26 protein-coding genes are annotated in these 21,874 nt (G+C 63.9%); 9 read left to right on the forward strand and 17 right to left on the reverse strand.

Annotation, left to right across the window (positions count from 1 at the left end):
* Positions 1-48 precede the first annotated feature (48 nt).
* The 3 genes from M1D74_RS01850 to M1D74_RS01860 all read left to right on the forward strand — a co-directional run bounded on the left by M1D74_RS01850 (position 49) and on the right by M1D74_RS01860 (position 3,174).
* On the forward strand, positions 49-1,248 hold the full coding sequence (locus tag M1D74_RS01850; RefSeq protein ID WP_309069875.1) for an ABC transporter substrate-binding protein: 1,200 nt from the start codon (positions 49-51) through the stop codon (positions 1,246-1,248).
* A 182-nt stretch (positions 1,249-1,430) separates the two neighbouring features.
* A complete protein-coding gene (locus M1D74_RS01855) occupies positions 1,431-2,360 on the forward strand; it encodes an ABC transporter permease (RefSeq protein ID WP_458116291.1) in 930 nt (309 codons plus the stop codon).
* Between the two features lie 10 nt (positions 2,361-2,370).
* Complete coding sequence (locus M1D74_RS01860) at positions 2,371-3,174, forward strand: ABC transporter permease (protein ID WP_458116292.1); 804 nt, start codon at positions 2,371-2,373, stop codon at positions 3,172-3,174.
* 81 nt (positions 3,175-3,255) lie between these two features.
* On the opposite strand, the gene M1D74_RS01865 is transcribed toward M1D74_RS01860, so the two are convergent.
* The gene (locus M1D74_RS01865; protein WP_309069878.1) at positions 3,256-3,915 is read right to left on the reverse strand and encodes a TetR/AcrR family transcriptional regulator; all 660 of its coding nucleotides are present in this window, start codon (positions 3,913-3,915) and stop codon (positions 3,256-3,258) included.
* 188 nt (positions 3,916-4,103) lie between these two features.
* On the opposite strand from M1D74_RS01865, the gene M1D74_RS01870 reads away from it, so the two are divergent.
* The gene (locus M1D74_RS01870) at positions 4,104-4,808 is read left to right on the forward strand and encodes a queuosine precursor transporter (RefSeq protein ID WP_458116293.1); all 705 of its coding nucleotides are present in this window, start codon (positions 4,104-4,106) and stop codon (positions 4,806-4,808) included.
* Positions 4,809-4,866: 58 nt separating this feature from the next.
* On the opposite strand, the gene M1D74_RS01875 is transcribed toward M1D74_RS01870, so the two are convergent.
* Together M1D74_RS01875 and tgt are read right to left on the reverse strand one after the other, a co-directional pair.
* The gene (locus M1D74_RS01875; RefSeq protein WP_458116294.1) at positions 4,867-5,805 is read right to left on the reverse strand and encodes a type IV toxin-antitoxin system AbiEi family antitoxin domain-containing protein; all 939 of its coding nucleotides are present in this window, start codon (positions 5,803-5,805) and stop codon (positions 4,867-4,869) included.
* A 182-nt stretch (positions 5,806-5,987) separates the two neighbouring features.
* Entirely contained in the window at positions 5,988-7,238 is a 1,251-nt protein-coding gene (gene tgt / locus M1D74_RS01880; RefSeq protein WP_458116295.1) for a tRNA guanosine(34) transglycosylase Tgt, read from the reverse strand.
* 84 nt (positions 7,239-7,322) lie between these two features.
* On the opposite strand from tgt, the gene M1D74_RS01885 reads away from it, so the two are divergent.
* A complete protein-coding gene (locus tag M1D74_RS01885) occupies positions 7,323-8,327 on the forward strand; it encodes an FUSC family protein (RefSeq protein ID WP_458116296.1) in 1,005 nt (334 codons plus the stop codon).
* Here the strand turns inward: M1D74_RS01885 and M1D74_RS01890 are convergent.
* From M1D74_RS01890 to M1D74_RS01900, 3 genes are all read right to left on the reverse strand, one after another.
* Positions 8,324-9,103, reverse strand: coding sequence for an SRPBCC domain-containing protein (locus M1D74_RS01890; protein ID WP_458116297.1), 780 nt, complete (start codon positions 9,101-9,103; stop codon positions 8,324-8,326). The genes M1D74_RS01885 and M1D74_RS01890 overlap by 4 nt on opposite strands.
* 41 nt (positions 9,104-9,144) lie before the next feature.
* Positions 9,145-9,993, reverse strand: coding sequence for a DUF6707 family protein (locus M1D74_RS01895; protein WP_309069884.1), 849 nt, complete (start codon positions 9,991-9,993; stop codon positions 9,145-9,147).
* Positions 9,994-10,066: 73 nt separating this feature from the next.
* Positions 10,067-10,606 (reverse strand): NUDIX hydrolase family protein, encoded by a 540-nt coding sequence (locus M1D74_RS01900; RefSeq protein WP_309069885.1) that lies wholly within the window; start codon positions 10,604-10,606, stop codon positions 10,067-10,069.
* A gap of 127 nt (positions 10,607-10,733) precedes the next feature.
* Here M1D74_RS01900 and M1D74_RS01905 point away from each other — a divergent pair, with 127 nt between their 5' ends.
* On the forward strand, positions 10,734-11,324 hold the full coding sequence (locus M1D74_RS01905; RefSeq protein WP_458116298.1) for a YdeI/OmpD-associated family protein: 591 nt from the start codon (positions 10,734-10,736) through the stop codon (positions 11,322-11,324).
* Between the two features lie 47 nt (positions 11,325-11,371).
* Here the strand turns inward: M1D74_RS01905 and M1D74_RS01910 are convergent, their stop codons facing one another.
* From M1D74_RS01910 to M1D74_RS01925, 4 genes are all read right to left on the reverse strand, one after another.
* Positions 11,372-11,611, reverse strand: coding sequence for a hypothetical protein (locus M1D74_RS01910; protein WP_309069887.1), 240 nt, complete (start codon positions 11,609-11,611; stop codon positions 11,372-11,374).
* Between the two features lie 461 nt (positions 11,612-12,072).
* Positions 12,073-12,789, reverse strand: a complete 717-nt coding sequence (locus M1D74_RS01915; RefSeq protein WP_458116299.1) for a VOC family protein — start codon at positions 12,787-12,789, stop codon at positions 12,073-12,075.
* Between the two features lie 52 nt (positions 12,790-12,841).
* Positions 12,842-13,144: a DUF4193 domain-containing protein gene (locus tag M1D74_RS01920; RefSeq protein WP_309069889.1), complete on the reverse strand. Its 303-nt coding sequence runs from the start codon at positions 13,142-13,144 to the stop codon at positions 12,842-12,844.
* A gap of 90 nt (positions 13,145-13,234) precedes the next feature.
* Positions 13,235-13,894: a DUF2306 domain-containing protein gene (locus M1D74_RS01925; RefSeq protein WP_458116300.1), complete on the reverse strand. Its 660-nt coding sequence runs from the start codon at positions 13,892-13,894 to the stop codon at positions 13,235-13,237.
* 119 nt (positions 13,895-14,013) lie between these two features.
* Here M1D74_RS01925 and M1D74_RS01930 point away from each other — a divergent pair, with 119 nt between their 5' ends.
* A complete protein-coding gene (locus tag M1D74_RS01930) occupies positions 14,014-14,736 on the forward strand; it encodes a TetR/AcrR family transcriptional regulator C-terminal domain-containing protein (RefSeq protein WP_458116301.1) in 723 nt (240 codons plus the stop codon).
* 19 nt (positions 14,737-14,755) lie between these two features.
* Here the strand turns inward: M1D74_RS01930 and M1D74_RS01935 are convergent, their stop codons facing one another.
* Entirely contained in the window at positions 14,756-15,097 is a 342-nt protein-coding gene (locus tag M1D74_RS01935; RefSeq protein ID WP_309069892.1) for a YciI family protein, read from the reverse strand.
* Between the two features lie 200 nt (positions 15,098-15,297).
* On the opposite strand from M1D74_RS01935, the gene M1D74_RS01940 reads away from it, so the two are divergent.
* Both M1D74_RS01940 and M1D74_RS01945 read left to right on the forward strand, forming a co-directional pair.
* Positions 15,298-16,314, forward strand: coding sequence for a DUF808 domain-containing protein (locus M1D74_RS01940; RefSeq protein WP_458116302.1), 1,017 nt, complete (start codon positions 15,298-15,300; stop codon positions 16,312-16,314).
* A 110-nt stretch (positions 16,315-16,424) separates the two neighbouring features.
* Positions 16,425-16,685: a hypothetical protein gene (locus M1D74_RS01945; RefSeq protein WP_309069894.1), complete on the forward strand. Its 261-nt coding sequence runs from the start codon at positions 16,425-16,427 to the stop codon at positions 16,683-16,685.
* A gap of 45 nt (positions 16,686-16,730) precedes the next feature.
* Here M1D74_RS01945 and M1D74_RS01950 read toward each other — a convergent pair whose 3' ends face one another.
* From M1D74_RS01950 to M1D74_RS01975, 6 genes are read right to left on the reverse strand one after another with little or no spacing between them, the layout of a single operon-like run.
* The gene (locus M1D74_RS01950; protein WP_458116303.1) at positions 16,731-17,594 is read right to left on the reverse strand and encodes a prenyltransferase; all 864 of its coding nucleotides are present in this window, start codon (positions 17,592-17,594) and stop codon (positions 16,731-16,733) included.
* Positions 17,591-17,914, reverse strand: coding sequence for a lycopene cyclase domain-containing protein (locus M1D74_RS01955; protein ID WP_458116304.1), 324 nt, complete (start codon positions 17,912-17,914; stop codon positions 17,591-17,593). The genes M1D74_RS01950 and M1D74_RS01955 overlap by 4 nt, the downstream gene beginning before the upstream one ends.
* On the reverse strand, positions 17,911-18,276 hold the full coding sequence (locus tag M1D74_RS01960; RefSeq protein WP_458116305.1) for a lycopene cyclase domain-containing protein: 366 nt from the start codon (positions 18,274-18,276) through the stop codon (positions 17,911-17,913). Before M1D74_RS01960 ends, M1D74_RS01955 begins: the two co-directional genes overlap by 4 nt.
* The gene (gene crtI / locus M1D74_RS01965; RefSeq protein WP_458116306.1) at positions 18,276-19,880 is read right to left on the reverse strand and encodes a phytoene desaturase family protein; all 1,605 of its coding nucleotides are present in this window, start codon (positions 19,878-19,880) and stop codon (positions 18,276-18,278) included. Before crtI ends, M1D74_RS01960 begins: the two co-directional genes overlap by 1 nt.
* A complete protein-coding gene (locus M1D74_RS01970) occupies positions 19,877-20,791 on the reverse strand; it encodes a phytoene/squalene synthase family protein (protein WP_458116307.1) in 915 nt (304 codons plus the stop codon). The genes crtI and M1D74_RS01970 overlap by 4 nt, the downstream gene beginning before the upstream one ends.
* Positions 20,788-21,858 carry a polyprenyl synthetase family protein gene (locus M1D74_RS01975; protein ID WP_458116308.1) on the reverse strand — a complete coding sequence of 357 codons (1,071 nt, stop codon included), beginning with the start codon at positions 21,856-21,858 and terminating at the stop codon, positions 20,788-20,790. Before M1D74_RS01975 ends, M1D74_RS01970 begins: the two co-directional genes overlap by 4 nt.
* Positions 21,859-21,874: the final 16 nt, after the last annotated feature.

Consider the following 21,874-nt stretch of genomic DNA (forward strand, 5'->3'; position numbering starts at 1 on the left):
ACACACAATCCCCAGTAACCCCGGTATCACCAAGGAAGGTACACCCCCATGAGAATTACCAAAGCCTTGCCCCTTGCGGCACTCGCCTCTCTCTCGCTGGTCCTCGCCGGTTGCGGCGGTTCAGCCCCTGCAACCTCGAGCGGAGGCGGCATCCAGGTCCCCGATATTCCAGCGGCGACTGAGGTGGGGGAGTCCGAGGGGGAGGTCAACATCGTCGCCTGGGCGGGTTTCGTTGAAGACGGCTCCACCAACCCCGACGCTGACTGGGTCACCGAGTTTGAGGAGCAGACGGGCTGCACGGTCAACCGCAAGGTCGGCGCCACCAGTGATGAGATGGTGCAACTGATGCGTACAGGCGAATACGACCTCGTCTCCGCTTCGGGCGATGCCTCCCTGAGGCTGATTGCAGGTGGCGATGTTGCCCCTATCAACACCGATCTGATCCCCAACTTCGGCAATATTGTTGACGGCCTGAAGGGCCAGATTTACGACACGCTCAACGGCAAGAGCTACGGGGTTCCGATCGGGCGCGGCGCAAACGTCTTGATGTACAACACGGAAGCTGTGCCGGAGGCGCCGGATTCGTGGGAAGCGACCTGGGACCCGAACAGCGAATACGCAGGTGAGGTGATGGCGTACGACTCCCCGATTTTCATCGCCGACGCGGCCGTCTACCTGATGGCTACACAGCCCGAGCTGGGAATCGAGAACCCCTACGCATTGGACCAGGACCAGTTGGCCGCAGCGGTCGAACTGCTGAAGGAGCAGAACGGAATCGCCGGCGAGTACTGGAATGACGCACTGAAGGCGGCCTCGTCCATTTCCTCCGGCACAGCTTCGCTGGGCACCGGATGGCAGGTGGTTGTGAACATCGCGCAGGCCGACGGCGGGAACGTCGAATCAGTGCTGCCGAAGGAAGGTGCCACAGGCTGGTCGGACACCTGGATGCTGTCCGCGAAGTCGAAGAACCCGAATTGCGCCTATCAGTGGATGGACTGGGCTTCCAGCGCCGAGGTGAACGCCAAGATCGCCCAGAACTTCGGCATGGCTCCAGCCAACGCTCTGGCGTGCGAGGGTTCCAAGGAAAACGAGGAGCACTGCGCTACGTTCCACGCCACTGACGAGGATTACTACAAGCAGGTCTGGATGTGGACCACTCCCGTAGAGCAGTGCGTCGATGGCCGCACCGACGTCACCTGCACCAACTACCAGGAATGGACCAAGGCGTGGACTGAGGTCAAGGGCTAAGGCCTCAAGCCCACTGCCTGTGTTCCACCAGGGAGGGGTACGGCGCGCGGCGGCTGCCGCCGTCGTACCCCTGCCGTGGAGGCACTGCAGCTCGACGCGGCAATCGCCAGCGTCATTCACCGCTTCGAACAAGCTCAGCACCCCTGAAGGAGGAACGACGGGCACGCCCGCCGGACATCGCCATGGCAGTACCAATCGTTGAGCCGGAAACCATACCCGGCAGCGGCCCTGAACCCGGCGGAAAACCCAGCGGGCGAGGTGATGGGATCTCCCGGCTCCTTCACGCCCGGCCCAAACTCAGGCTTACTGCGTTCCTTGCCCTGCCTCTCGCGTGGCTCGGCGTGCTCTATATCGGATCGTTGATCCTCCTGTTCATCACCGCCTTTTGGACCACCGACACATTCACATCGAAAGTGATTCCGGCTTTCACGCTCGAGAACTTCGTTGAGATTGTCACGGTGCCGGCGTACCAGTTGACTGCGCTGAGGACCGTCGGGATTGCACTCGCCGTAACCGTGCTTTGTGCCCTGCTGGCGCTGCCGCTTGGTCTCTACATGGCGAAAGTGGCATCACCGAGGATGCGCGCTGTCCTGGCAATCGGCATCACCTTGCCGCTCTGGGCGGGCTACCTGGTGAAAGTGTTCTCGTGGCGCATCACCTTCATGAACGGCGGTCCGCTCGACTGGGTATTGGCCCCCCTTGGCATCACGGGACCGGGATACGGTACTGCTGCTCTGGTGGTGACTCTGGCCTACCTCTGGTTCCCCTACATGGCCGTACCGGTTTATTCAGCATTCCGTCAGATCCCGGACAACCTGTTCGACGCTTCGTCCGACCTGGGCGCAAAAGGATGGGCGACTGTGCGAACGGTAGCCATCCCGCTTCTGAAGCCCGCGTTCATCGCAGGCTCTATCTTCACGTTCTCGCTGAGCTTGGGTGACTATATCGCCGCCCAGTTCGTCGGTGGAAAGACCCAGGTGATCGGCACAGTCATTGCGTCCAACATCAACCTGAACCCGCCGCTCGCTGCCGCGTTCGGCACAGTACCCATTGTGGTGGTTGTCCTGTACCTCTTCCTGGCCCGCAAGTCCGGCGCCCTCAAGCAGCTCTAGGAGCCGATTCATGAGACTCTCATCCTCCGCTAAGGTCACCTTGCGGATCTTCGCCGGTCTGGTCATGGCTGTCATCTACCTGCCGCTGATGCTGGTGGTCCTCAACTCTTTCAACGCAACCACCTCCGGAGCTTTCCCCATCACGGAGTTCACCACCGACTGGTGGAGTGCCGCCTTCCAGAATGAGGGCGTGCGTGAAGCTCTCTGGACCTCCCTGCGGGTAGCAGCAGCGGCAACGGTGATCGCGCTGGTATTGGGAACGATGATTGCCTTTGCGCTTTCCCGCTACGAGTTCTTCGGCAAGAACACCGTCAACCTGCTGGTGGTCCTGCCGATTGCACTGCCCGGCATCGTGACGGGCGTGGCGTTGAACAACACCTTCAAGACAGTGCTGGAACCGCTCGGGATAGGTCTTGGCCTCTTTTCCGTCATTGTGGGGCACGCGACGTTCTGCATCGTGATGGTGTTCAATAACGTGCAGGCACGGCTCGGCCGGATCAACAGGGGCCTCGAAGAAGCCGCCATGGATATGGGCGCCAACACCGTCAAAACCTTCTTCAGCGTGACCTTCCCCAGCTTCCGTTCGGCCTTTGTGGCGGGAGGCCTGCTCGCCTTCGCGCTCAGCTTCGATGAGATCGTCGTGACGACTTTCACTGCGCCGCCGGGTACAGAGACGCTACCCATCTGGATCTTCAACAACATGGCCCGCCCGAATCAGGCTCCCGTAGTCAACGTGATCGCGGCCGTGTTGATCCTTGTCTCAATGATTCCGGTGTACCTCAGCCAGCGCCTGACCGGCGACGACAAGAAATAGGCGTCGGGCTGAACGTACCCCAGTGAGTGTCGCCGGTGCCGCTGGGGCGCGCAGCCGGCCGCGCGCCGTCGTCGTGCTGGTTTACTGCTTTGTGTTCTTGATGAGCTGCACGACGTCGTCGACAATCTTCCGCACAACCGGCAAGCGGGACAGGATGACGAGCTTGGCGATCAACGGGGCGGCGTTGTCGATCAGACGGCGTGTGCGACGTTGGCCGGGGGAGCGGTCGTAGACCCAGAAAAGGGTGACGCCCATATAGACGAGCCAGAGGAGTTCGGGCAGGTCCGCGCGGATGGCAAGCGGAGGCTGCGGCCGGGCGGTATTGACCGCCTGGTTGAAGAGGGCAATGGACTTGGCCCGGGCTACGGAGGAATCGTCGCTGAAGGGACCCAGATTCGACGACGGCTGGATGGCCACGCCGATGAAGTTGAACCCGAAGTCGTGGTACGGACCCATGACGTCGATTCCGCTCTGCAGGATGGCGCGCAGGTGCTCGCCCAGGTTTTGCCCATCCCGCAGGAGCGGCAGGGACCTGGCACGATGCTCGTCCTGCAGGGAATGGTACAGAGCCTGCACCAGGTCGTTTTTGGATGAGAAGTAGTAGTAGGCGTTACCCGTCGAGACGCCCGCTTCCGCGGCGATCGCACGCATGGTGGTTCTGTCATAGCCCTGCTCCCTGAAGAGCCGCAACGCGGTGGCGACGAGCCGCTCCCTCGTGGCTTCGCTTTTCTTCTGCTGCACGGGTCTCCTTCTTGAACACGTTCAAAAGAGTCTAATCGAATTGAACGCGTTCAATTTCCGGCCCTTGTATCTGTAGTTCAGGGAGCCGGGGAGCATGGGACAATTGATGGCGCCCCGGGGCAGCCGGGTGACAGTGCTAATACAGCGGGCCGTTCAGGCTGCGCGAACCACTTCCAGAATGCGAACCCATGACTCAACTGCAGCAACATGCCCGCGCTCGTTACGCGACCCCAGGCAGCCCCATTTTCTCGATCATGCTGGCGGTGCTATCCGTCATCGTCATCCTTTCCAACATCGGCGCCTCGAAGGGCGTGCTGATCGGGCCGGTCGCCGGCGACTTCAGCATCATCACGGACGGCGGATTCTTCCTCTTCCCGCTCGCTTACATCCTCGGCGACGTCATCAGCGAGGTGTACGGCTTCAAGGCTGCGCGCCTCGGGATCATTGTCACGTTCGTACTGTCGGCGTTCGCTTCCCTTGCCTATGCGGTCATCATCGCGCTCCCGGGATTCGACGACGACTTCGGTCTGGCGAAACAGGAGGCGCTGGAGCTTGCACTCGGCCCGGTTCCGTTGATTGTGCTCGCGTCGCTGCTGGGCTTCCTGGTGGGGCAGACCCTGAACTCGTGGGTGCTGGTGCGCATGAAAGCCCGCTTCGGGGAACGCAGCGTGGTGGCGCGACTGCTGGCGTCGACGGGCGTCGGTGAGTTTGCCGACACACTTATCTTCTGCGCCATCGCCGCCTCGGTCATCGGCATCACGGACTTCCCGACGTTCCTGAATTACCTCTTTTTCGGCTTCCTCTACAAAACGCTGGTGGAGGTACTCCTGCTACCCGTGACCACTGCGGCGATTCGCTGGGTGAAGCGCCGGGAGCCGAGTTACGCCGCCTAACATTCGCAGAAGTGCCGATCCCGCGCAGGATCGTGGGACCTTTCCTACGATCCTGTGCTTAAGCGGCATTTCTGGTGCGCTTCCACCACACCTTCCGGATGCGCGCGCGGGTTGCCTCGGTGAAGAGATCGGACCATTCCAACCGGATGAAGATCCAGCCCTCCTCCATCAGGGCCTTCTCGCGACGGCGCTCCTGAAACAGCACGTCGGGAGTAGGAGCGTAATCGAAGTACTTGGTTTTGCCGTCAAACTCAAGGGCGATCTTTTGTTCGAGCCACGCAAAATCGAGCCTGTGCTCACCTAGCCGGGTGCGCACTACCACTTGCTGCTCCGGCATGGGTAAGGGCATCCCGGCAAGCAGATGGCAGGTGAGAGTCTCACCCGGGGACTCTGATAGCGGGCTACCGTTCTCTATAACCTTTCGGGCAACCTGCACGCCTTTGAAGCCCTTCTGGCGCTGCGCAACGTCATGCAGATCGTCCCGCTTCACACCGAGGCGAAGTGCATGGTCTGCGACGATGAGCCCCTGGCGGTAGGAGAGAACTCGGGCACAATCCACAACCGTACGCGCGAGTGAAGTGACGCGCAGTCCGTCAACCATGTCGACGTCCCGGGGTAGCAGGGGCGCTCGGTGTCGGACCACATCGCCAATGTGCTCACGGGATGAGCCGGCAAAAGGTCGGGTGATATGGACTTGCGCGTCCGCACGCCACAGGCTGAGACCGTGAATCCGCGCTGCAGAGGTGTGGCTGTACGTGGCTGGTCGTAAAGCGCGACGTGCATGATCATGCGCCGTGATCCTGAAGCGCGCTTTCTGTGTTTCGCTCAGCGAGTTCCAGTACCGGGCCGCAACGAAAGCATTGACCTGGATGCGGGCGAGAACGCCGTCTTCTATGAGTTTCGGGATGCGCCGACGGGAAACGCCCATCTCCTCCAGCTCACCGGTACGCCAGCAATTCGTGGACGCTTGCAGCCAGGAGTAGGCGTCTACTGTCATGGCAACAGCCTGACGGCTGACGGCGAGAGGCGGGGACGCCGTCGTCGTTATGTGGAAAAACTGGCGCTCCCTGGAGACAAAGGCGCCGGTTACGTGCAGGATCGCACGAACTTCACCGCCTCCGTGCACAAAACCGGCACTTTTGCGAGGAGGCGAGGGCGGGGTGGGGGGTGGGGGCCGGCCTACCTGGACGCGGCGTAGTACCGCCCCAGCACCTCCGCCTTCAGATCGAAGTAGGTCCCGTCCTCGATAGCGGCTCGGGCGTCGTCGACCATGCGGATGACGAACCGCTCGTTGTGGATCGAGATGAGCGTTGCCGAGACCATTTCCTTCGCCTTGAAGAGGTGGTGTATGTAGGCGCGGGTGTAGTGCGTGCAGGTGTAGCAATCACACCCCTCCATCAGGGGAGTGAAGTCACGCTTGAACCGGGCATTGGACAGGTTCCACCGGCCGTCGGGCGTATAGAACGCGGAGTTGCGGGCAACGCGGGTGGGGGAGACGCAGTCAAAAGTATCGGCCCCATTCTCGATACCGGTGAACAGGTCATCGGGTTCCGAGATGCCCAGGAGGTGTCGCGGCTTGTCTTCGGGCAGCTCGTCGGCGCACCACCCAAGAATCGTCCCCAAATTCTCCTTCTCCAGGGCACCGCCGACGCCGAACCCGTCGAAGTTCATCGCCCCTAGGTCACGGGAGGCCTTGCGCCGCAGGTCCTCATACTGGGCACCCTGAATCACACCGAACAACGCCTGGTACGGCTTGTCGGCGCGTTCGACGGTCAGCCGCTCGTGCTCAAGGATGCACCGCTCCGCCCACAACCGCGTGCGCTCCAGCGATTCCTCCTGGTAACCCCGGGAGTTCATCAGGGTGGTCAGCTCATCGAACGCGAACATGACGTCTGCTCCGAGCTGGTGCTGGACCTGCATCGAAATTTCGGGGGTGAACCGGTGGCGGTCGCCGTTGAGGTGGGAGACGAACCACACGCCGTCGTCGTCTATGTGAGCCAGGCGCTCCTTGCCCACTGCAACGCGGTCATCGTCACCGGCGTGTTCGGATGCGGCAGCCGAGTTCATCGTGATGACCTTCTTGAACCCGGACCCGAGGCTCATCACCTGGAAGCCGCCCGAATCCGTGAAGGTCGGCCCGTCCCAGTTCATGAACCTCCCCAGACCGCCTGCCTCGTCGAGGATGTCAGCTCCGGGTTGCAGGTAGAGGTGGTAGGCGTTGGCCAGCAGCGCCTGCGCGCCGGCTTCCTTCATGGACTCGGGCAGCACCGCCTTGACCGTGGCCTTGGTTCCGACGGCGATGAACGCGGGCGTCTGGATCTCGCCGTGCGGAGTGGAGATGGTCCCGGTCCGCCCGTGCAGGCCCTCACCGGCCTGGGTGGTTTCACTGAGGCGTTCACCGATGGAGAACGAAAAGTCTGTTTGTGGCACCCGCCCATCTTCTCAGCAATCGGTGGGGAGCTCCCGACGGATAGTCTGGAGTGCGGAGCAGGCGACCGAAAGGAACAAAAGTTCGTGCATGCGGTGACCGCATACTTCAGGGTGGGACCGGCCCAGAACGACCACCTCCCGGCCCTCCGGGTAGCCCTCGGTGTTGCTGTTCCGCTCGTCGTTCTCCTCCTGATCGACCGCATCGACCTTGCCGCTTTTGCCGTCTTTGGCGCATTCACCGGGATCTTCGGCCGCGGAGATCCTCACGGCATCAGGCTTCAGCACCAGAGCGGCGCCGGCGTGCTCCTCCTCACCGCGATCACTGCAGGCGTCCTGGTCGCAAAGTACGACGCCGGTCCCTGGGCTGTGGTTCTTGGTTCAGTCCTGGTGGGAGGACTGGGTTCTTTGGCGGCGGACCGGTGGGTGCTGCGGCCTCCCGGTCCCTTCTTCCCGGTCTTTGCCTTCGCCGGCTCAGCGTCCATCCCGAGCACCGCAACGATCCCCGAAGCGGTTGTCACTGCCGTCCTGAGCATCCTGTTGTCGTTGGCGATCGGCACCGCCGGTTGGCTCCTGCCCGGCGGCAGATCCGGATGGCCGGGACGCCGTTTCCGCCCGCGGTCGCCGTCCGGGCACCTGAGCGCCAACGCCGTCCGGTACGCTCTCGCCGCCGGTGTCGCCGGAGGCATAGCCACCCTGCTCGGCATCGGCCACAACTACTGGGCGATCCTGTCCGCCATTGTGCCGCTTGCCGCAGCGACCCGATCCACCCGTCTTCGGCGCGCGTTTGACCGGGTCTCCGGGACGGTGGGCGGCCTCGGTGTGACGGCTGTTCTACTCGCCGTGCCGCTCGTGCCGTGGCAACTGGTGCTTGTGCTGATCGTGCTGCAGTTCCTGACCGAGATGTTCGTGATCCGCCACTACAGCCTTGCGCTGGTCTTCATCACACCCTTGGCGCTGCTCATGAGTGAACTCGCTGCGCCGGTGGGTGACACGGGAAGTCTCCTCGCCGACCGGCTTGTGGAAACCGTGATCGGCGCGGCGGTGGGCGTGGTCGTCGTTCTGGTGATTCGCGATCCGAAGAAGGTCTAGTCCACCTTCGAGGTCTCCAGCGGGCCGGAGGACGGGTAGTGCTGCTGACGGAAGGAATCCCAGCTCTCCCAGGCCGAGTGCAGCGCGTGGGCTCCGAGGCCGTAAGTGGAAATCACGGCGAGACTGGATCGGCGTTCCAGCGACGGAGCGTCGGCCACGATCACCAGACCCTCGCCGTGATCCGCGTAGCCGGACACGGTCAGCCCGAGCTGATGATCGGTACGGAACCAGACCGAACCGGTCAGCTCGTGGCTGTTGGGGAGGTCGAGGGAATAGGAGTCGCCGGGTTGCTGCAGCTGCTCTGCGTTCAACTTCTCGATGATCGACTCACCGTCAGCAGGTTCGCCCGAGAAGAAGGCGGTGCGTCGGGTGCCCGAGGGGTGGCGTTCCAGGGCGAACCGCAGTTGCTGCAGGAACGTGATCCAGCCCTCGGTGATCTCGTCGGGTTCGGCCTCGACCCGTTCAATCGTGACCTCGACGCCGTCGCGCGCGGGTTTGATCCGGAAGGTGTCACCGCCGTCGACCGTCAGGGAAGTATGGTCCGGCCCCTCGACCACCGACGGCGCAAAGTAGATGGATCGGATTTCCTCATCCAGGGTATCGGCGTCCCACCCGTGCCATTGGCGCAGGAGCCGCGGTTCGCGGAGCATGAGCCAGACCTGACGAGCGTCCGCATTGATGTGCACGCTGAGCGGGTTAGCCCCCGCCGCCGGGGCGCCGCTGCCCGGATGCTGTTCGGTGCTGGACTGGGTGAGGGAGCCTGCCGAGTCGCTCATGCGCGACACTCTACTCCCGCAGCATCACCCTCACCAGCGGTTCACAGTTTGGCGGCGAGGGCCCTGATCGAGAGCAGTTCGTGGGCGATACGCCGGTCCAGCGCCTCAGCGCTCAACGTCTCAGATCCGCCGTGCGCCCGGAGGTACAGCAGCACCGATAGCCGCAGGCCTCGCCAGTCTTTCTCGGCCGCCGGATCATTCGCCGACCGCGCGATCTCCCGGTCGTACAGGTTCGGCTCGTTGAGCTGCCGCTGCCGCACCGCCGCCGCGAGCTTTGCCTTCAGCGGGTCGGTCTCTGCGTCGTCGGCGGTACGCAGTGCGGTGGAGTAGCCGGCGGCGCGGGAGGCATCGCCGTCGTTCTGGGTGAGGTGCGCTGCGAGCGCGAGGCAGCCTTCGATCAGGTTCCAGCGGCCGAAGTTCCCGTCGAACGGCTGGTCCGTCAGCACGTCGCAAACCTTCAGCGCGCTCACAGGATCCGACAGGTCTACGTAGAGGGTCATCGCGAGGTCGCGGATGTCCTGCAGGTTGCTGCCGGATTTGAAGTTGACTCCGCGTGTCAGCCGTTCAGCGAGTTCCTGTACACGCGGGCTCTCGGCATGGATCGCAGCAACATGGGCGACCAGTGCCTCCGGCGACCCCTCGTCCGTGACGATCTGCGCGAGTTCCTCGGGCGCCTCAACCTGCACTGTGGAGCCCGTGGCTATCCGCACCTTCTCCCCGGATTCGAGGATGGCCACCACCACTGCCGGGACACCGAAATCATCAAGCTCGACGGCGGTGTCCACCACTTCGCTGGTGCGCTCGCCTCCCGGCAGCAGGAGCTTGCGGCCGGCGGTCACTGCCTCGGCGGCAAGCGGCTGAATCCGCGCGTCCACGTCGCTGTCGATCATCGGAAGGTCCCACCTCGCTGCACCTGTTGCTCCCGACCCCGAAAGGAGCCGGTCTCTAAAGAACGGTAACGCCTTAGCGGCCCCAACCGGCGTAGGCGAGCGCCTGACGCAGCAGGCTGTCGCGGCCACCGGAGAATTCCGCGCTCACTGTAGGGCTCAGAGCTTCTTCGGGTGTAAGCCAGGTGAGTTCGAGGGCGTCCTGCCGCGGGTTGCACTCGCCGGTGACGGGGATCAGATAGGCCAGAGCGACGGCGTGCTGGCGGTCATCGGTCAGGCCGGTTTCGGAGGGCGAGGGGAAGTACTCGGCAATGGTGAAGGGCACGGGACACGGGGGCAGCTGGGGCAGGGCGAAGGGCCCCAAGTCCTTCTCGAGGTGCCGGAGGAGGGCTGCCCGGATGGTCTCGCGGTACATCACGCGGCCGGAGACGAAAGTGCGCACCATCTCGCCCTGCGCGCTGCCCTGGAGCAGCAGCCCCACCTCTGTGACGTATCCGAGCGCATCGCACCGCACCGGGATGGCCTCGACATAGACCATCGGCAGTCGGCGGCGTGCCTCGTAGAGGTCGTCCTCGTTGAGCCAGCCGGGGTTAGGGTCTGGTGTGCGCAGGTTCATACCTTCTGTTTTATAGCAGACCTGGCGCTTCTCGACCCTGACTCGCTGCACTTCGGCCATTGGCTGAATCAGGATTTCACTGTTCAGGGGGACTTTTCCGACCTGCACGCTCCAGTACCCTGAACGCATGGCCGCCGAACTGCCCGAACTCCTGCTGCCCGACCCGCAACAGTGGCGGGACTGGCTGGAAGAAAACCACGCGTCGTCGCCTGGGGTTTGGCTTGTCCTCCACAAGAAGGGCGGAAGTGTGACCACCCTGACCTGGGCCACCGCACTGGATGAGGCGCTGTGCTTCGGGTGGATTGACGGACAGGCCAAAAAGCGGGACGACGAGAGCAGCCTCCAGCGCTTCACCCCCCGCGGCCCGCGCAGCATGTGGTCACTTCGCAATGTGGGACACATCGAGCGGCTGGAAACAGAGGGCAAGATGCGCGACGCCGGTCGTGCCGCCGTCGAGAGCGCCAAGGCGGACGGGCGGTGGGAGCGGGCCTATGCCGGCCCGGCGACCGCCGTCGTGCCGGATGACCTTGCAGCGGCGATAGCTGCGGACCCGGATGCGCAGGCAATGTTCGACGTGCTCACGTCACAGAACCGGTTCGCGCTCATTTTCCGGCTTGGACAGCTCAAGACCGTCGCCGGGCGGGAGCGAAGGATCGCTGCGTTCGTCGAGATGCTGGCGAGGCATGAGGCACCCTATCCGCAGAAGCGGAAGCCCTGACTCAGGGGGCGGTCCTCCCGGCAGGGACGGGGTCCAGATCCTACTTCTCAGACCGCGCGCAGCAGCCGTGGACGCTTGCCCGCGATCGCGCTGCTGGCGCGCCGGTTCAATTCCTGAGCGAGTTCTTCCTTCCGGAATTCGGTCTCCATCTCGGGAAACCCCTGTGCGTACTCGGCGTCCAACTCGCGATGGACCTTGCTGTTGAGTACGTGGAGTGCGCAGTCGTCCAGCAGTCGCAGGTCTTCCGGGAACGGTTCAGTGGGATCGATTTTGCTGTTGTAGCTCATGGCTCTTGTCCTAAACGATTGTCCGGACGTCCATAGCCTGTTTTCTTGACGGGACGTCTCTTGTGTCCGTGTGGGGTCACCAATAAGCCGCTGACAGGCGGGAGGTGACGCTGGAGCTTGATAGGGCGCACCTGGAAGTGCGCAGTAACTGGTCCCTGCGGGGGATAACGCGATCGCGTGGCAGTGGACCCTGCTGGCTGAAGATCCGCTGGAGGTATCTGATCTGGACCGGCACGAGGCCTAAGAGCTGGCTCGTTGAACGGTCAAACAGTAGTGCTGATAACGCCGTACTGAGGAGTAACTGGTACCCCTCTCTGCTCACCGTACCGTAAAGGTGCCGAATTGGAACATCCCAGGGTGACGGTGCACGGGCTTCGGGGACTCTCGCGGGGCTGGATGCCGCGGGCCTGGGGCGCGTCGATGGGCTGGTCGGTCAGGACCCACCCGACTGAAGCCGGGCCTTAGTCCCGTGCGGGCAGCACGCACAGCTCGTTGCCCGACGGGTCGGCGTAGATGCGCCACGGCAGATCTCCCCAGTCCGGGTGAAGCTCACGGCCGCCGCGCTCCGCGATGCCTGCTGCTACTTCGTCGGGGTCTTCTCCGGCCTCGAGGCGAATGTCGAGGTGCAACCGGTTCTTCAGTTCGCCTTTCGGCGCCGGCTCGGGGCACAGCTCGAGCACAGGGCCTCGCAGCGAAGGGTGGCGGAGGGAGGGGTAAGCCCCGGCCACGAGGATCCATCCGGTCAACCAGGACCAGAATCCGGCGTCGCGCTCCGGGTCGGCTGAGTCCAGGGGCAGCGCAGCGATCGGCCCGCTGTTGGCGTACGCCGCCCGCTGCTCCATCACGCAGCAGGGGTTGCCCTCTGGATCGGATAGGACCACCGAGGGCACGTCACCTTGCCCGACATCGAGTGGATCGGCGCCCAATCGGAGCAACCGGTCCACCACCTCGGCCTGATGGGCGCCGCCCTCAAGGTCGAGATGGAGCCGGGGTTGGCGCGCTGGGGGTTCGGGAACTCGTGGGAAACAAAGGTCGAGTACGGGCCCGCCTGCGAGGGCAAGGCGGGTTTCAAAGATGTCGTCCTCGTCCGTTAGGCGCTCTCCACCGACCGCCGCCTCCCAGAATCGACCCAGCCGCTGCGGTTCAACTGCGTCGATGACGAGGTTCTCCAGATACATGGCTCACACCCTAGGCCAGTCCGGCCGAGTGTGCCCACGGATCCGGGTGTATTCAGCTCTCGCAGTCGGCGCAGAACTTGGCGCCGTTATCTTCTCTTGCAAGCTGGCTGCGGTGCCGTACCAGGAAACAAGACATGCAGGTGAATTCGTCCGCCTGTGCGGGAACAACGTGGATCTGTAGTTCCTCGTCGAGCATTGCGCCGGGCAGGTCGAAACCTTCTGCGGTATCGGCTTCATCGACGTCGATGACGGCTGTCTTTGCAGCTGAGCTACGCTCGGCTTTCAGCGCCTCGAGCGACTCGTTCGCCGGTTGATCTTCCTCGCGGACGCGGGGGGCGTCGTAGTCAGTAGCCATGTGGGGTGCTGCTCCTCCTTGTTGATGTGCTGAAACATCGTACAGGTCAGGGGCCCGCAGCGCATTGTCGCCTGTGATGAAGTTGCTCACTCACCTTTTGCGGATGAAGTACTCGGCCACCGCCAGGTTGATGGCCCAGGCGCCTCCCATCAGGACTGCCCGGGTAGTCACATCGGGCGGGCTAGAGAGGACTTCCGGCACGATGAGGATGAGTGCCTGGGTTCCCGCGCCGAGCGCGATCGCGTAGGCGCGGGTCATCCACGCCCCGTGCCCCGCGAAGTCACGCCGTGTGACCGCGCGGATGCCAAGGACAATGCTCGCCGTCATGGCAATTCCAAAGATGAGGCGAAAAACCAGCAGGAGCAGTCCGTCGCTGGGCGGCAGAGCGTAGAAGAGCGCCATCCACAGGCCGGAAAGCGCACTGAGCAGACCTGCAGGGATGAGGATCCGCCCGGCGATCCTGTGCCACTGTCGCCTGCCCCTCCGAAGGGAGGGGGCGAACTGGAATGCGCCGAGGAGCGAATAGACCACGACGGCGACGATGTGGATGACCACGGGAACGGGGGAATCGAAAAAGCGGGCGTTGCGGTCCGTGATCGGTGCGCCTCCCGTCAGTTCGCCAAGACGGACTGCTCCGGCGAGTACGGGAATCAGGCTCAAAAGGATCAATCCGGCGGGCACGAGCCACTCCCGTCTCCGCCTTGCTACAGGGCGGATTGCCGGGTGTACACCTTCGCTGACCGTTGCCATAGTTTGTCCTTCGGAGATGATGTAATCAGATAAAGGTGTACTGCGTACACCCGCGATCCCTTGACTGTAGGTGTACGCCGTACACTAGTCAATAGGCGTCCTGAGAGAGCGGAGAAACGATGAGCGGGGAGAAATCGCAGCCCTCACGGCTGCGGCTCAATCGTGAACGCGTTCTCCGGTCCGCAGTCGGGCTCGCTGACTCGTCCGGTGTGGAGTCACTGAGCATGCGGAAGCTGGCTGCTGAACTTTGCGTCGTGCCCATGGCCCTCTACAAGCACGTTGCCAACAAAGAAGAACTCCTCGATGGCATGGTGGACATCCTCATCGGCGAGATAGACCCGCCGCTCATCGGAGCGGAATGGAAAGACGCCGTTCGCCACCGCATTCTCTCGGCCAGGCGGATGCTTCAACGGCATCAATGGGCGCGTCGGGTGTTCGAAACCCGTACCACCAAGACACCGGGCGTCCTCGCCTACATGGATTCCTTCATCGGCATCTTCATCAGCGCCGGTTTCACGGTGGACCTCACCCACCACGTAATGCACGCGATCGGAAGCCGTATGTGGGGGTTCACCCAGGAACTATTCGAAGAACCCCCCAGCCATCCGGAGGAAGCCCCCGGAGAGATGGGCGAGGCGGAGTTGGCGATGCTCCAGGAGATGGCAAGGCGCTATCCCAACATCATGCGTGTCGCTACAGCTTCAGCTCACGAGCAGGACTCAGTGGTCGGAACCGGTTGTGATGACCAGTTTGAATTCGAGTTCGCTCTTGATCTGCTGTTGGACGGTATCGAAAGGCTGCATGCCCGGGTCTGGTCATCGCGTCCGGCGGCCCCGCGCTGAGCCGGGCGGAGGAGGACGGTCAGCTGGCGGGGTCGTACTGGAACGCTCGAACCTCCTGCGCGCAACGGCAGGCAACCGCAATCTTCGCGGCCCATTCCAGCGCTTCCTCCCGGGTCGGCACTTCCAGCACGGTGTACCCGCCTTCGAGATGCTTCGTCTCTGGGTAGGTAGCCTCAATCACGGTCCCCGTGCCGTCCACCATTACAGGCGGCACGCTCTCATCGATGCCGCCGCCAAAAACCCAGACGCCGGCATCTTTGGCCTCCTGCACGACGGCGTGCGCCGCGTCCGAAACGGACTGCAGGTCCTCTTGAGGAAATCTCATGGCGCTGCTCGGGAACGAGATCAGATACTTTGTCACGTCTACTCCTTCGTCGTCATACCGGGACCGACTGTAGCCCTGCAGACCCAGGCCCGCCAGAGATTCGAAACGCTGATTCCGGCACAGCCGTCCATGACGACGGGTTGTCAGTCGCCATATACTCCGAACATGCCAATCAAGTACCTTGACCGAAGCGTTCACGCCGAGCAACCCGTTCCCGAGCACGCCGGGAGCGACCAGTGAGCGGCGGTCTCGTCGCCCTGCTGGACGACGTTGCAGCCCTGGCACGCATAGCGGCCGCATCGGTCGACGACGTCGCTGCCGGAGCAGCGAGGGCCGGGGTCAAGGCCGCCGGCGTCGTGATCGACGATGCCGCCGTGACTCCGCAGTACGTATCCGGCGCGGACCCGTCCCGTGAACTACCGATGATCAAGAGGATCTTCTGGGGCTCGCTGCGAAACAAACTGTTGGTCATCCTGCCGGCACTGCTGCTCATCAGCGCCTTTATCCCATGGATAATCCCCTTCATCCTCATGCTGGGCGGCACCTATCTCTGTTACGAAGGCGCTGAGAAGGTCTGGCACAAGCTGCGCGGCCACCACGACGACGAAAAGGCGCCGGCCGTCGAACGGGGGCCGGACGCCGAGGCCAAGGTCATCAAGGGTGCCATCACCACCGACTTCATCCTGTCCTGCGAGATCATGGTCATCTCGATGAACGAGGTTGCCACTGAGTCAATCTGGTCCCGGGCGCTCATCCTTGTCGTCGTCGCCATTGCCATTACCGTCCTCGTGTACGGAGCCGTTGGCCTCATTGTGAAGATGGACGACATCGGACTCCACCTGACCACCAAGGACTCCGCGGGCTCCAAGCGCTTCGGCGAACTGCTGGTGAAGGGGATGCCGGCTGTGCTGACCGCGATCACCCTCGTGGGAACGATCGCCATGCTCTGGGTTGGCGGACACATTATGGTGCAGGGCGCTCATGACCTGGGCTGGCACCTGCCGTATGACCTGATCCATGGCCTCGAGGAGCCGTTTGCCGGGATCGCCGTGGTGGGCGGCTTGCTGGCCTGGCTCGTCAACACCCTGTGCTCAGCCATCGTCGGACTCGCCTGGGGTCTCCTGGTCATGGCGATCGTGCATCCGCTGCTCAAAGCGTTGCCGTTCGGGAAGAAGAAGGGCGGGCACACGGAGGGCGATGTCCGCGCCGCAATCGCCGGCCACCGGTCAAAACATCACGAAGAGAAAAGTTAACGCCCCCTTCAAGTCCGGGCCCGCAACTGCTCGCGGTGATGCCCCTCTTCGCTGCACAATTGAACATGGCAGTCAGGGGGACCCGGACGACGGGCAAATGGATTGGCCGCATGGCCCTGATTCTGCTTGTGATCAACGCTCTCGCTACGTCGGCCGTCTTCTTTCTGGTCGAAGACGGCGTCGACACCGGGTTCGGGGTCCTCTTCTTCGTCCTCTACGTCACACTTCCCCTGGCTGCAGTGTCACTCATCCTCAGCGTGCTGGGAGTCTTCCGCCAGAGCGGATTGGTGCCCTCGGTGATCACCATGGGTCTGATCGCCGCAGGGCTGGCCTTCGGCGTGTACGGATTCGTCGGCACCCAGCTCTTCTGAGCTGCAGGAAAAAGAACCTTAGCTGCGGGAAAGGAACGCGGAACCTCAGCGAATCGCGGCGTACCAGATTAGCAGCATCGTCACCAAGAACCCTGTCACGTAGTTGAGCCAGAGAAACCGTTTCCACCCGCGGTGGGCGAGTTCGGCGTCGTCGTCATCCAGGGACGCAAACGGAACAATGTTGATCACGTACGGCAGCACCAGGAACGAGGCGAGCGGTCCCGGCCACGGGGTGAAGAGCATGAGCGCCCCTCCCACCAGATAGGCGGCAATCGCGAACCTGACGGTCGCGCGCCCTCCGGTGACGGTGGCAATCGAAGCGATGCCGCCGGTGCGATCCGCGACGACATCCTGCACGGCACCAAACCCCTGACTGGCGACGCCCCAGAGGAAGAACGAGCCGATCAGCGCCCACAAGGCAGGCGTGAATTCTGCCTGCGCCAGGACCAGTCCGTATACCGCCGGGCTGACGAAGTGCGTGCTCGAGGTGATGGAGTCAAGGAACGGGCGTTCCTTGAAGCGGAGCCCGGGCGCGCTGTAGGCGATGACCGCGAAGACGCTGACGGCAAGCACCAGCCAGGACAAGGGTCCGCCGAGCAGCACGAGGATCGCGAGGAACGGGACGTTGGTGGCGATCGCTGCGCGGAGCGTGATGGTGTGCATGGTCCTGTCAAGGACAGCACCCTCGACGCCCCCCTTGCGCGGGTTCCGCAGGTCCGACTCGTAGTCGAACACATCGTTGATTCCATACATCGCCAGGTTGTACGGGATCAGGAAGTACACGGTGCCGATGATCCAGGCGAGGTCGATCTGCCCGGCGGTGAGCAGGTATGCCGCCGCGAACGGGAATGCGGTGTTCACCCAGGACAGCGGGCGCGAGGACACCAGGAGGGTTTTGATGGTCTTCACAGCTGCCGCTTCCGTTTGCGCTCGCCAAGAATTGTCCACAGCGCGGGGAGGAGAAGGACCGCCGCCACGGGGTAGGCGAAGTCCTCCAGCGGGGCCAACCCGATGAAGACCCCCGAGATCAGCTCCGGCGCGTAGCTGAAGAGCCCCACCGCTATCATCAGGCTGTCGAAAACAGCGGTCAGGACAAGAACGACGACGGCGGCGCCGCCCGCCGCTGCCAGCGCTACCGTACGACGGCGTCCCTTGAGCAGGAGAGCGCCGGCGGCTCCGACCATGAGGGCGGGGAGGAGGAAGACTGCGTTGAGTGTCCAGTACGTCATGGACGTCCCCCCGCATCGCCGGTGCGCTCGCTGAGGCCACGACGCCGGATGGCCTCATCGAGGGCGCGGCGGAACATGAGGAAGAGGTTCATCACGAGGTAACTGAGGAAGGTGAGGAACACGACCTCCTCGAGCGGCAGCTCCGGGGCCAGGTTGACGCCCAGCATCACCTCGGTCTGGCCCCGGTAGAAGATGCCCAGTCCGATTCCTGCGAGGTCCCAGGCCAGGAAGAAGAGCACACCGGCGGCAAGCACGGCGGCGGCGCGGCCGGCGTCGTGCCAGAAAAACAGACGCAGGCGCTGGTCGAGAAGCATCATGCAGCCCAGTGAGGCCAGGAGGAAGAGCAGATAGACCGCCCCCATCACGCGACCGTGTTCTCGCGGACCAGGCCGGGACGGAGGGGCACGGGCAGGGGGCCGGTGCTCACGTCCCTGCGCAGGCGCTTGATCACGAGTTCGGCACTGATCAGGCACATCGGGATCCCGATGCCCGGAATGGTCGAACCGCCCGCATAGTACAGGCCCTGAACCTTGCGGCTGATGTTGCCGGCGCGGAAGAACGCGCTCTGCTGCAACGTATGCGCCGGTCCCAGCGAGGTGCCCTTCCACGAGTGGTAATCACGTTGGAAGTCGGCGGGCCCGTAGCTACGCCGCAGGACAATGCGTTCGGCAAGGTCGGGAATTCCGGCCCATTGGCTGAGCTGGGTGATGACGGCGTCCGCGACGCGCTCCACACGCTCGCTGCCGCTGCCTCCAAGGCCCGGATCAGCAGGGATCGGCACGAGCACGAATATGTTCTCGTGGCCCTCGGGCGCCACGTCAGGATCCGTGGCGCTGGGCTTGCACACGTACATCGACGCCGGCGAGGGCACAAATGGGGTCCGGCCGAAAATAGCCCGGAAGTTCTCCTCCCAGTCCGCGGTGAAAAGCAGCGTGTGGTGTTCCAGTTGCGGCAGTTCGCCGCGAACACCCAGGTACAGCAGGAGCGCGCTCGGCCCGGCAGTGCTGCGGGACCAGTAGCGTTCGGGGTAGGTCTGCAGGTGCCTGGGCAACAGTGCGGTTTCGGTGTGGTGCAGGTCCGCAGCGGAGACGACGACGTCGGCCGCCGCAGTGGATTCGCTCCCATTGGACCGGTAGCGGACACCGCGTACCGCAGCCGGGCGTTTCCGTGATCCTGTCGGTGCGGTTTCGATGCCCAGGACCTCGGCCCCCGTGCGGATGGTGACGCCTGCATCCTGCGCAAGGCGCTCGATAGCGTCTACCAGCCGGGCGAATCCACCCATCGGGTAGAGCACACCGTCGTCGAGGTCCAGGTGGCTCATCAGGTGGTACATACTCGGCGCCGTGAAGGGCGAGGTCCCGAGGAACACCGCCGGGTACTCCAGAATCTGCTGCAGCCGCGGGTCCGAGACGTAGCGGCTGGCGTAGCGGTGCAGGGGCTCGAGGAGCAGTCCACCGAGGCGCGGCAGGCGGCCGAGGACATCGGGGGTCAGCAGAGACGTGAACGACTCGAACGTGGCGTAGAGGAACCGTCGGGTGGCCATCGTGTAAGTGTCGGCCGCGGAGTCGAGGTACTGCTCCAGCTTTGCACCGGCTCCGGGCTCAAGCTTCTCGAACAGCTCCACCACACGGCGCCGCTCGGCGGGAACATCGACCGGATCACTGAAGCCTTCGGACAGAAGGCGGTACCCCGGGTCGAGTTTCACCAGGTCCAACTGCTCATCCGCCGACGTACCCAGCAACCGGAAGTAGTGGTCGATGACTTCAGGCATCAGGTACCAGGAGGGACCGGCGTCGAACCGGAATCCGTCCTCGCTGAAGGAGTGGGCACGCCCGCCTACGGCGTCCTGCTTCTCGAGCACCGTCACGGAGTGGCCCTCGGTGGCCAGCAGCGCCGCGGTTGCCAGGCCGCTGATGCCGCCCCCGATGATGACGACGGTCCGTCCTGAGGGAATGCGTGCTTTCACTGCGCCTCGACCCGGTTTTGGTGGGTGCCCGTCGGTTCCAGGCCGCGCCGGCCGGCAAGCACGCCGGCCGCGATCCGCAGCTTCACCGTGTTGGGAACGCTGATGCGCGTACGGATCAGTTCCGAAGCGGGCGTCGCACGGATCCTGTCTGCCAGTTCGGCGAACAGTTCCTGGGCCAGCGCAACGGCCCTGCGGCTCGAAGGCGGGAGCCCCCGCAGCACTACCCGGGATTCGTGCAGGTCGTTCTCGATGTCCTTGAGCAGCCGCAGCTTGGCGGCCTCGTCGAAGCTGGCGGGAGAGACCTCCGGAAAGTAGCTGCGGCCCAGGGATGAGAAGTCCTCGGCAAGGTCCCGAAGGAAGTTGACCTTCTGGAATGCTGCCCCCAGGTGACGGGCGCCGCGTTCCAGCCGCGCTGTTTCAGCGGCACTCACGGGGTGACCGTGGAGGAAGCACTTCAGGCACATGAGTCCCACGACTTCGGCCGAACCGTAGACGTACTCCGTGAAGGACTGCGGCGTGTGTTCCGTCCGGTCGAGGTCGGCACGCATGGAGGAAAAGAACGGCCGGGTCAGGTCGGTGCCGATCCCGGTGCGCCGGGCCGTGTCCGCGAAGGCATGGATCACGAGGTTGGTGCTGTACCCGCTGACCAGGGCACGCTCGGTTTCCCGCTCGAACTCGTCGAGCTGCCGCCGGGACTCGACAGGTTCAAGTCCTGCGGCGGAGGTGACGCCGTCGACGATTTCATCGGCCACCCGCACCAGCGCATAGACGGACTCGACCTGCCGGCGGACCCCCGGCTCGAACAACCGTGACGCGAGCCCGAAGGACGTGGAGTAGGAGCGCAGCACCACCGCAGACGCTTTCAGAGCCGCATCGGTGTAGTCAGCCAGCGCGTCGCGATCCCGGCTCATACGCGCACCCGATCGATGACGACGTCGGACAGGGGCGCCAGACCGTTCCGGAGCCCTTCCGGCACCGAGGGGTCCAGGAGTGCCTGCAGCGCGCGGTCGGTGAGGTCGGCAGCCAGCTGCAAGGACCGGTCCCGGGCGCCGGACTCGATCAGCAGTTCCCGGGCTTCCGCTGCTCCGGCGGCAGAGAGATCCGGGGTGGACAGGAGAACGGCAATCCGCGGCCACTGCGGCTGCTCGGCGGCGTAGGAGGTCAGCGCCGTGCGCTTGCCCTCCCTCAGATCGCCCCAGCCCACCTTCCCGGTGCGGGTCTCATCACCAAAGACCCCGATCAGGTCATCTGCCACCTGGTAGGCCGTGCCGATGCAGCGCCCGAACTCCCCGAGCGTATTCACCAGCCGGTCCTCTGCGCCCGCGAGCACGGCGCCCGCCTGCAGCGGCGCTTCGAAGGAGTAGACCGCCGTTTTCAGCCGTGCCATGTCGAGCACTTCATCGACGGGTTGCGGCGTGGGGTCGAGGGGAGCGAGCACATCGAGTAGTTCGCCGGCAGCGGACGCAAAGATTGCTTCGTCGAGAAGATCGCCCAACTTGCGCCGGGTGACAGGGTCGGTGTCGATCTCGCCCAGGAGACGGTAGGCGTTGCACAGGGCCAGGTCGCCGGCGATGACGCCGACCGAGAGCCCCGCGTGTTCAGCTCTCGCCGGCGGGTTTCCCTGCGCGGCGGCACGGTTGCGGTACACACCCGATACGTTCGGAACGCCGCGGCGGGCGAAATCCCGGTCCACGACGTCGTCGTGCACGATCAGCGCGGTGTGAAGGAGTTCGAACGAGGCGGCGACCGTTGCCGCCGTCGTCAGGTCGGTGCCGCCGAGCAGGCTGTAAACGGCCAGAACCAGGCGGGGGCGGAACCGCTTCCCGCCCGTGGTGCCGGCTTCGAGGTGCTCCCACATCGTGCGGTAATCGGGGTGCATGCCTTCCGCCCGGTTCTTCGCCCGGTCGAAGAAGGCCGCCAGGACATCGTTCACCAGCTGGCTGTCGACAGAACCAGCCAGTGTGGTCTCCTTGTCCATAGGTAAAGTAAACACG

It is taken from the genome of Arthrobacter sp. D2-10 (assembly GCF_054161285.1).

Bases quoted from the DNA above. Each gene is read 5' to 3' on its own strand.
- M1D74_RS01970 (WP_458116307.1), bottom strand. From the start codon at position 20,791: ATGAGCCGGGATCGCGACGCGCTGGCTGACTACACCGATGCGGCTCTG.
- M1D74_RS01860 (WP_458116292.1), top strand. From the start codon at position 2,371: ATGAGACTCTCATCCTCCGCTAAGGTCACCTTGCGGATCTTCGCCGGT.
- M1D74_RS01925 (WP_458116300.1), bottom strand. From the start codon at position 13,894: ATGGCAACGGTCAGCGAAGGTGTACACCCGGCAATCCGCCCTGTAGCA.
- M1D74_RS01920 (WP_309069889.1), bottom strand. From the start codon at position 13,144: ATGGCTACTGACTACGACGCCCCCCGCGTCCGCGAGGAAGATCAACCG.
- M1D74_RS01975 (WP_458116308.1), bottom strand. From the start codon at position 21,858: ATGGACAAGGAGACCACACTGGCTGGTTCTGTCGACAGCCAGCTGGTG.
- M1D74_RS01945 (WP_309069894.1), top strand. From the start codon at position 16,425: ATGGCCCTGATTCTGCTTGTGATCAACGCTCTCGCTACGTCGGCCGTC.
- M1D74_RS01915 (WP_458116299.1), bottom strand. From the start codon at position 12,789: ATGTATCTGGAGAACCTCGTCATCGACGCAGTTGAACCGCAGCGGCTG.
- M1D74_RS01890 (WP_458116297.1), bottom strand. From the start codon at position 9,103: ATGAGCGACTCGGCAGGCTCCCTCACCCAGTCCAGCACCGAACAGCAT.
- M1D74_RS01870 (WP_458116293.1), top strand. From the start codon at position 4,104: ATGACTCAACTGCAGCAACATGCCCGCGCTCGTTACGCGACCCCAGGC.
- M1D74_RS01910 (WP_309069887.1), bottom strand. From the start codon at position 11,611: ATGAGCTACAACAGCAAAATCGATCCCACTGAACCGTTCCCGGAAGAC.
- M1D74_RS01850 (WP_309069875.1), top strand. From the start codon at position 49: ATGAGAATTACCAAAGCCTTGCCCCTTGCGGCACTCGCCTCTCTCTCG.
- M1D74_RS01900 (WP_309069885.1), bottom strand. From the start codon at position 10,606: ATGAACCTGCGCACACCAGACCCTAACCCCGGCTGGCTCAACGAGGAC.
- M1D74_RS01930 (WP_458116301.1), top strand. From the start codon at position 14,014: ATGAGCGGGGAGAAATCGCAGCCCTCACGGCTGCGGCTCAATCGTGAA.
- M1D74_RS01875 (WP_458116294.1), bottom strand. From the start codon at position 5,805: ATGACAGTAGACGCCTACTCCTGGCTGCAAGCGTCCACGAATTGCTGG.
- M1D74_RS01895 (WP_309069884.1), bottom strand. From the start codon at position 9,993: ATGATCGACAGCGACGTGGACGCGCGGATTCAGCCGCTTGCCGCCGAG.
- M1D74_RS01955 (WP_458116304.1), bottom strand. From the start codon at position 17,914: ATGACGTACTGGACACTCAACGCAGTCTTCCTCCTCCCCGCCCTCATG.
- M1D74_RS01905 (WP_458116298.1), top strand. From the start codon at position 10,734: ATGGCCGCCGAACTGCCCGAACTCCTGCTGCCCGACCCGCAACAGTGG.
- M1D74_RS01855 (WP_458116291.1), top strand. From the start codon at position 1,431: ATGGCAGTACCAATCGTTGAGCCGGAAACCATACCCGGCAGCGGCCCT.
- M1D74_RS01960 (WP_458116305.1), bottom strand. From the start codon at position 18,276: ATGGGGGCGGTCTATCTGCTCTTCCTCCTGGCCTCACTGGGCTGCATG.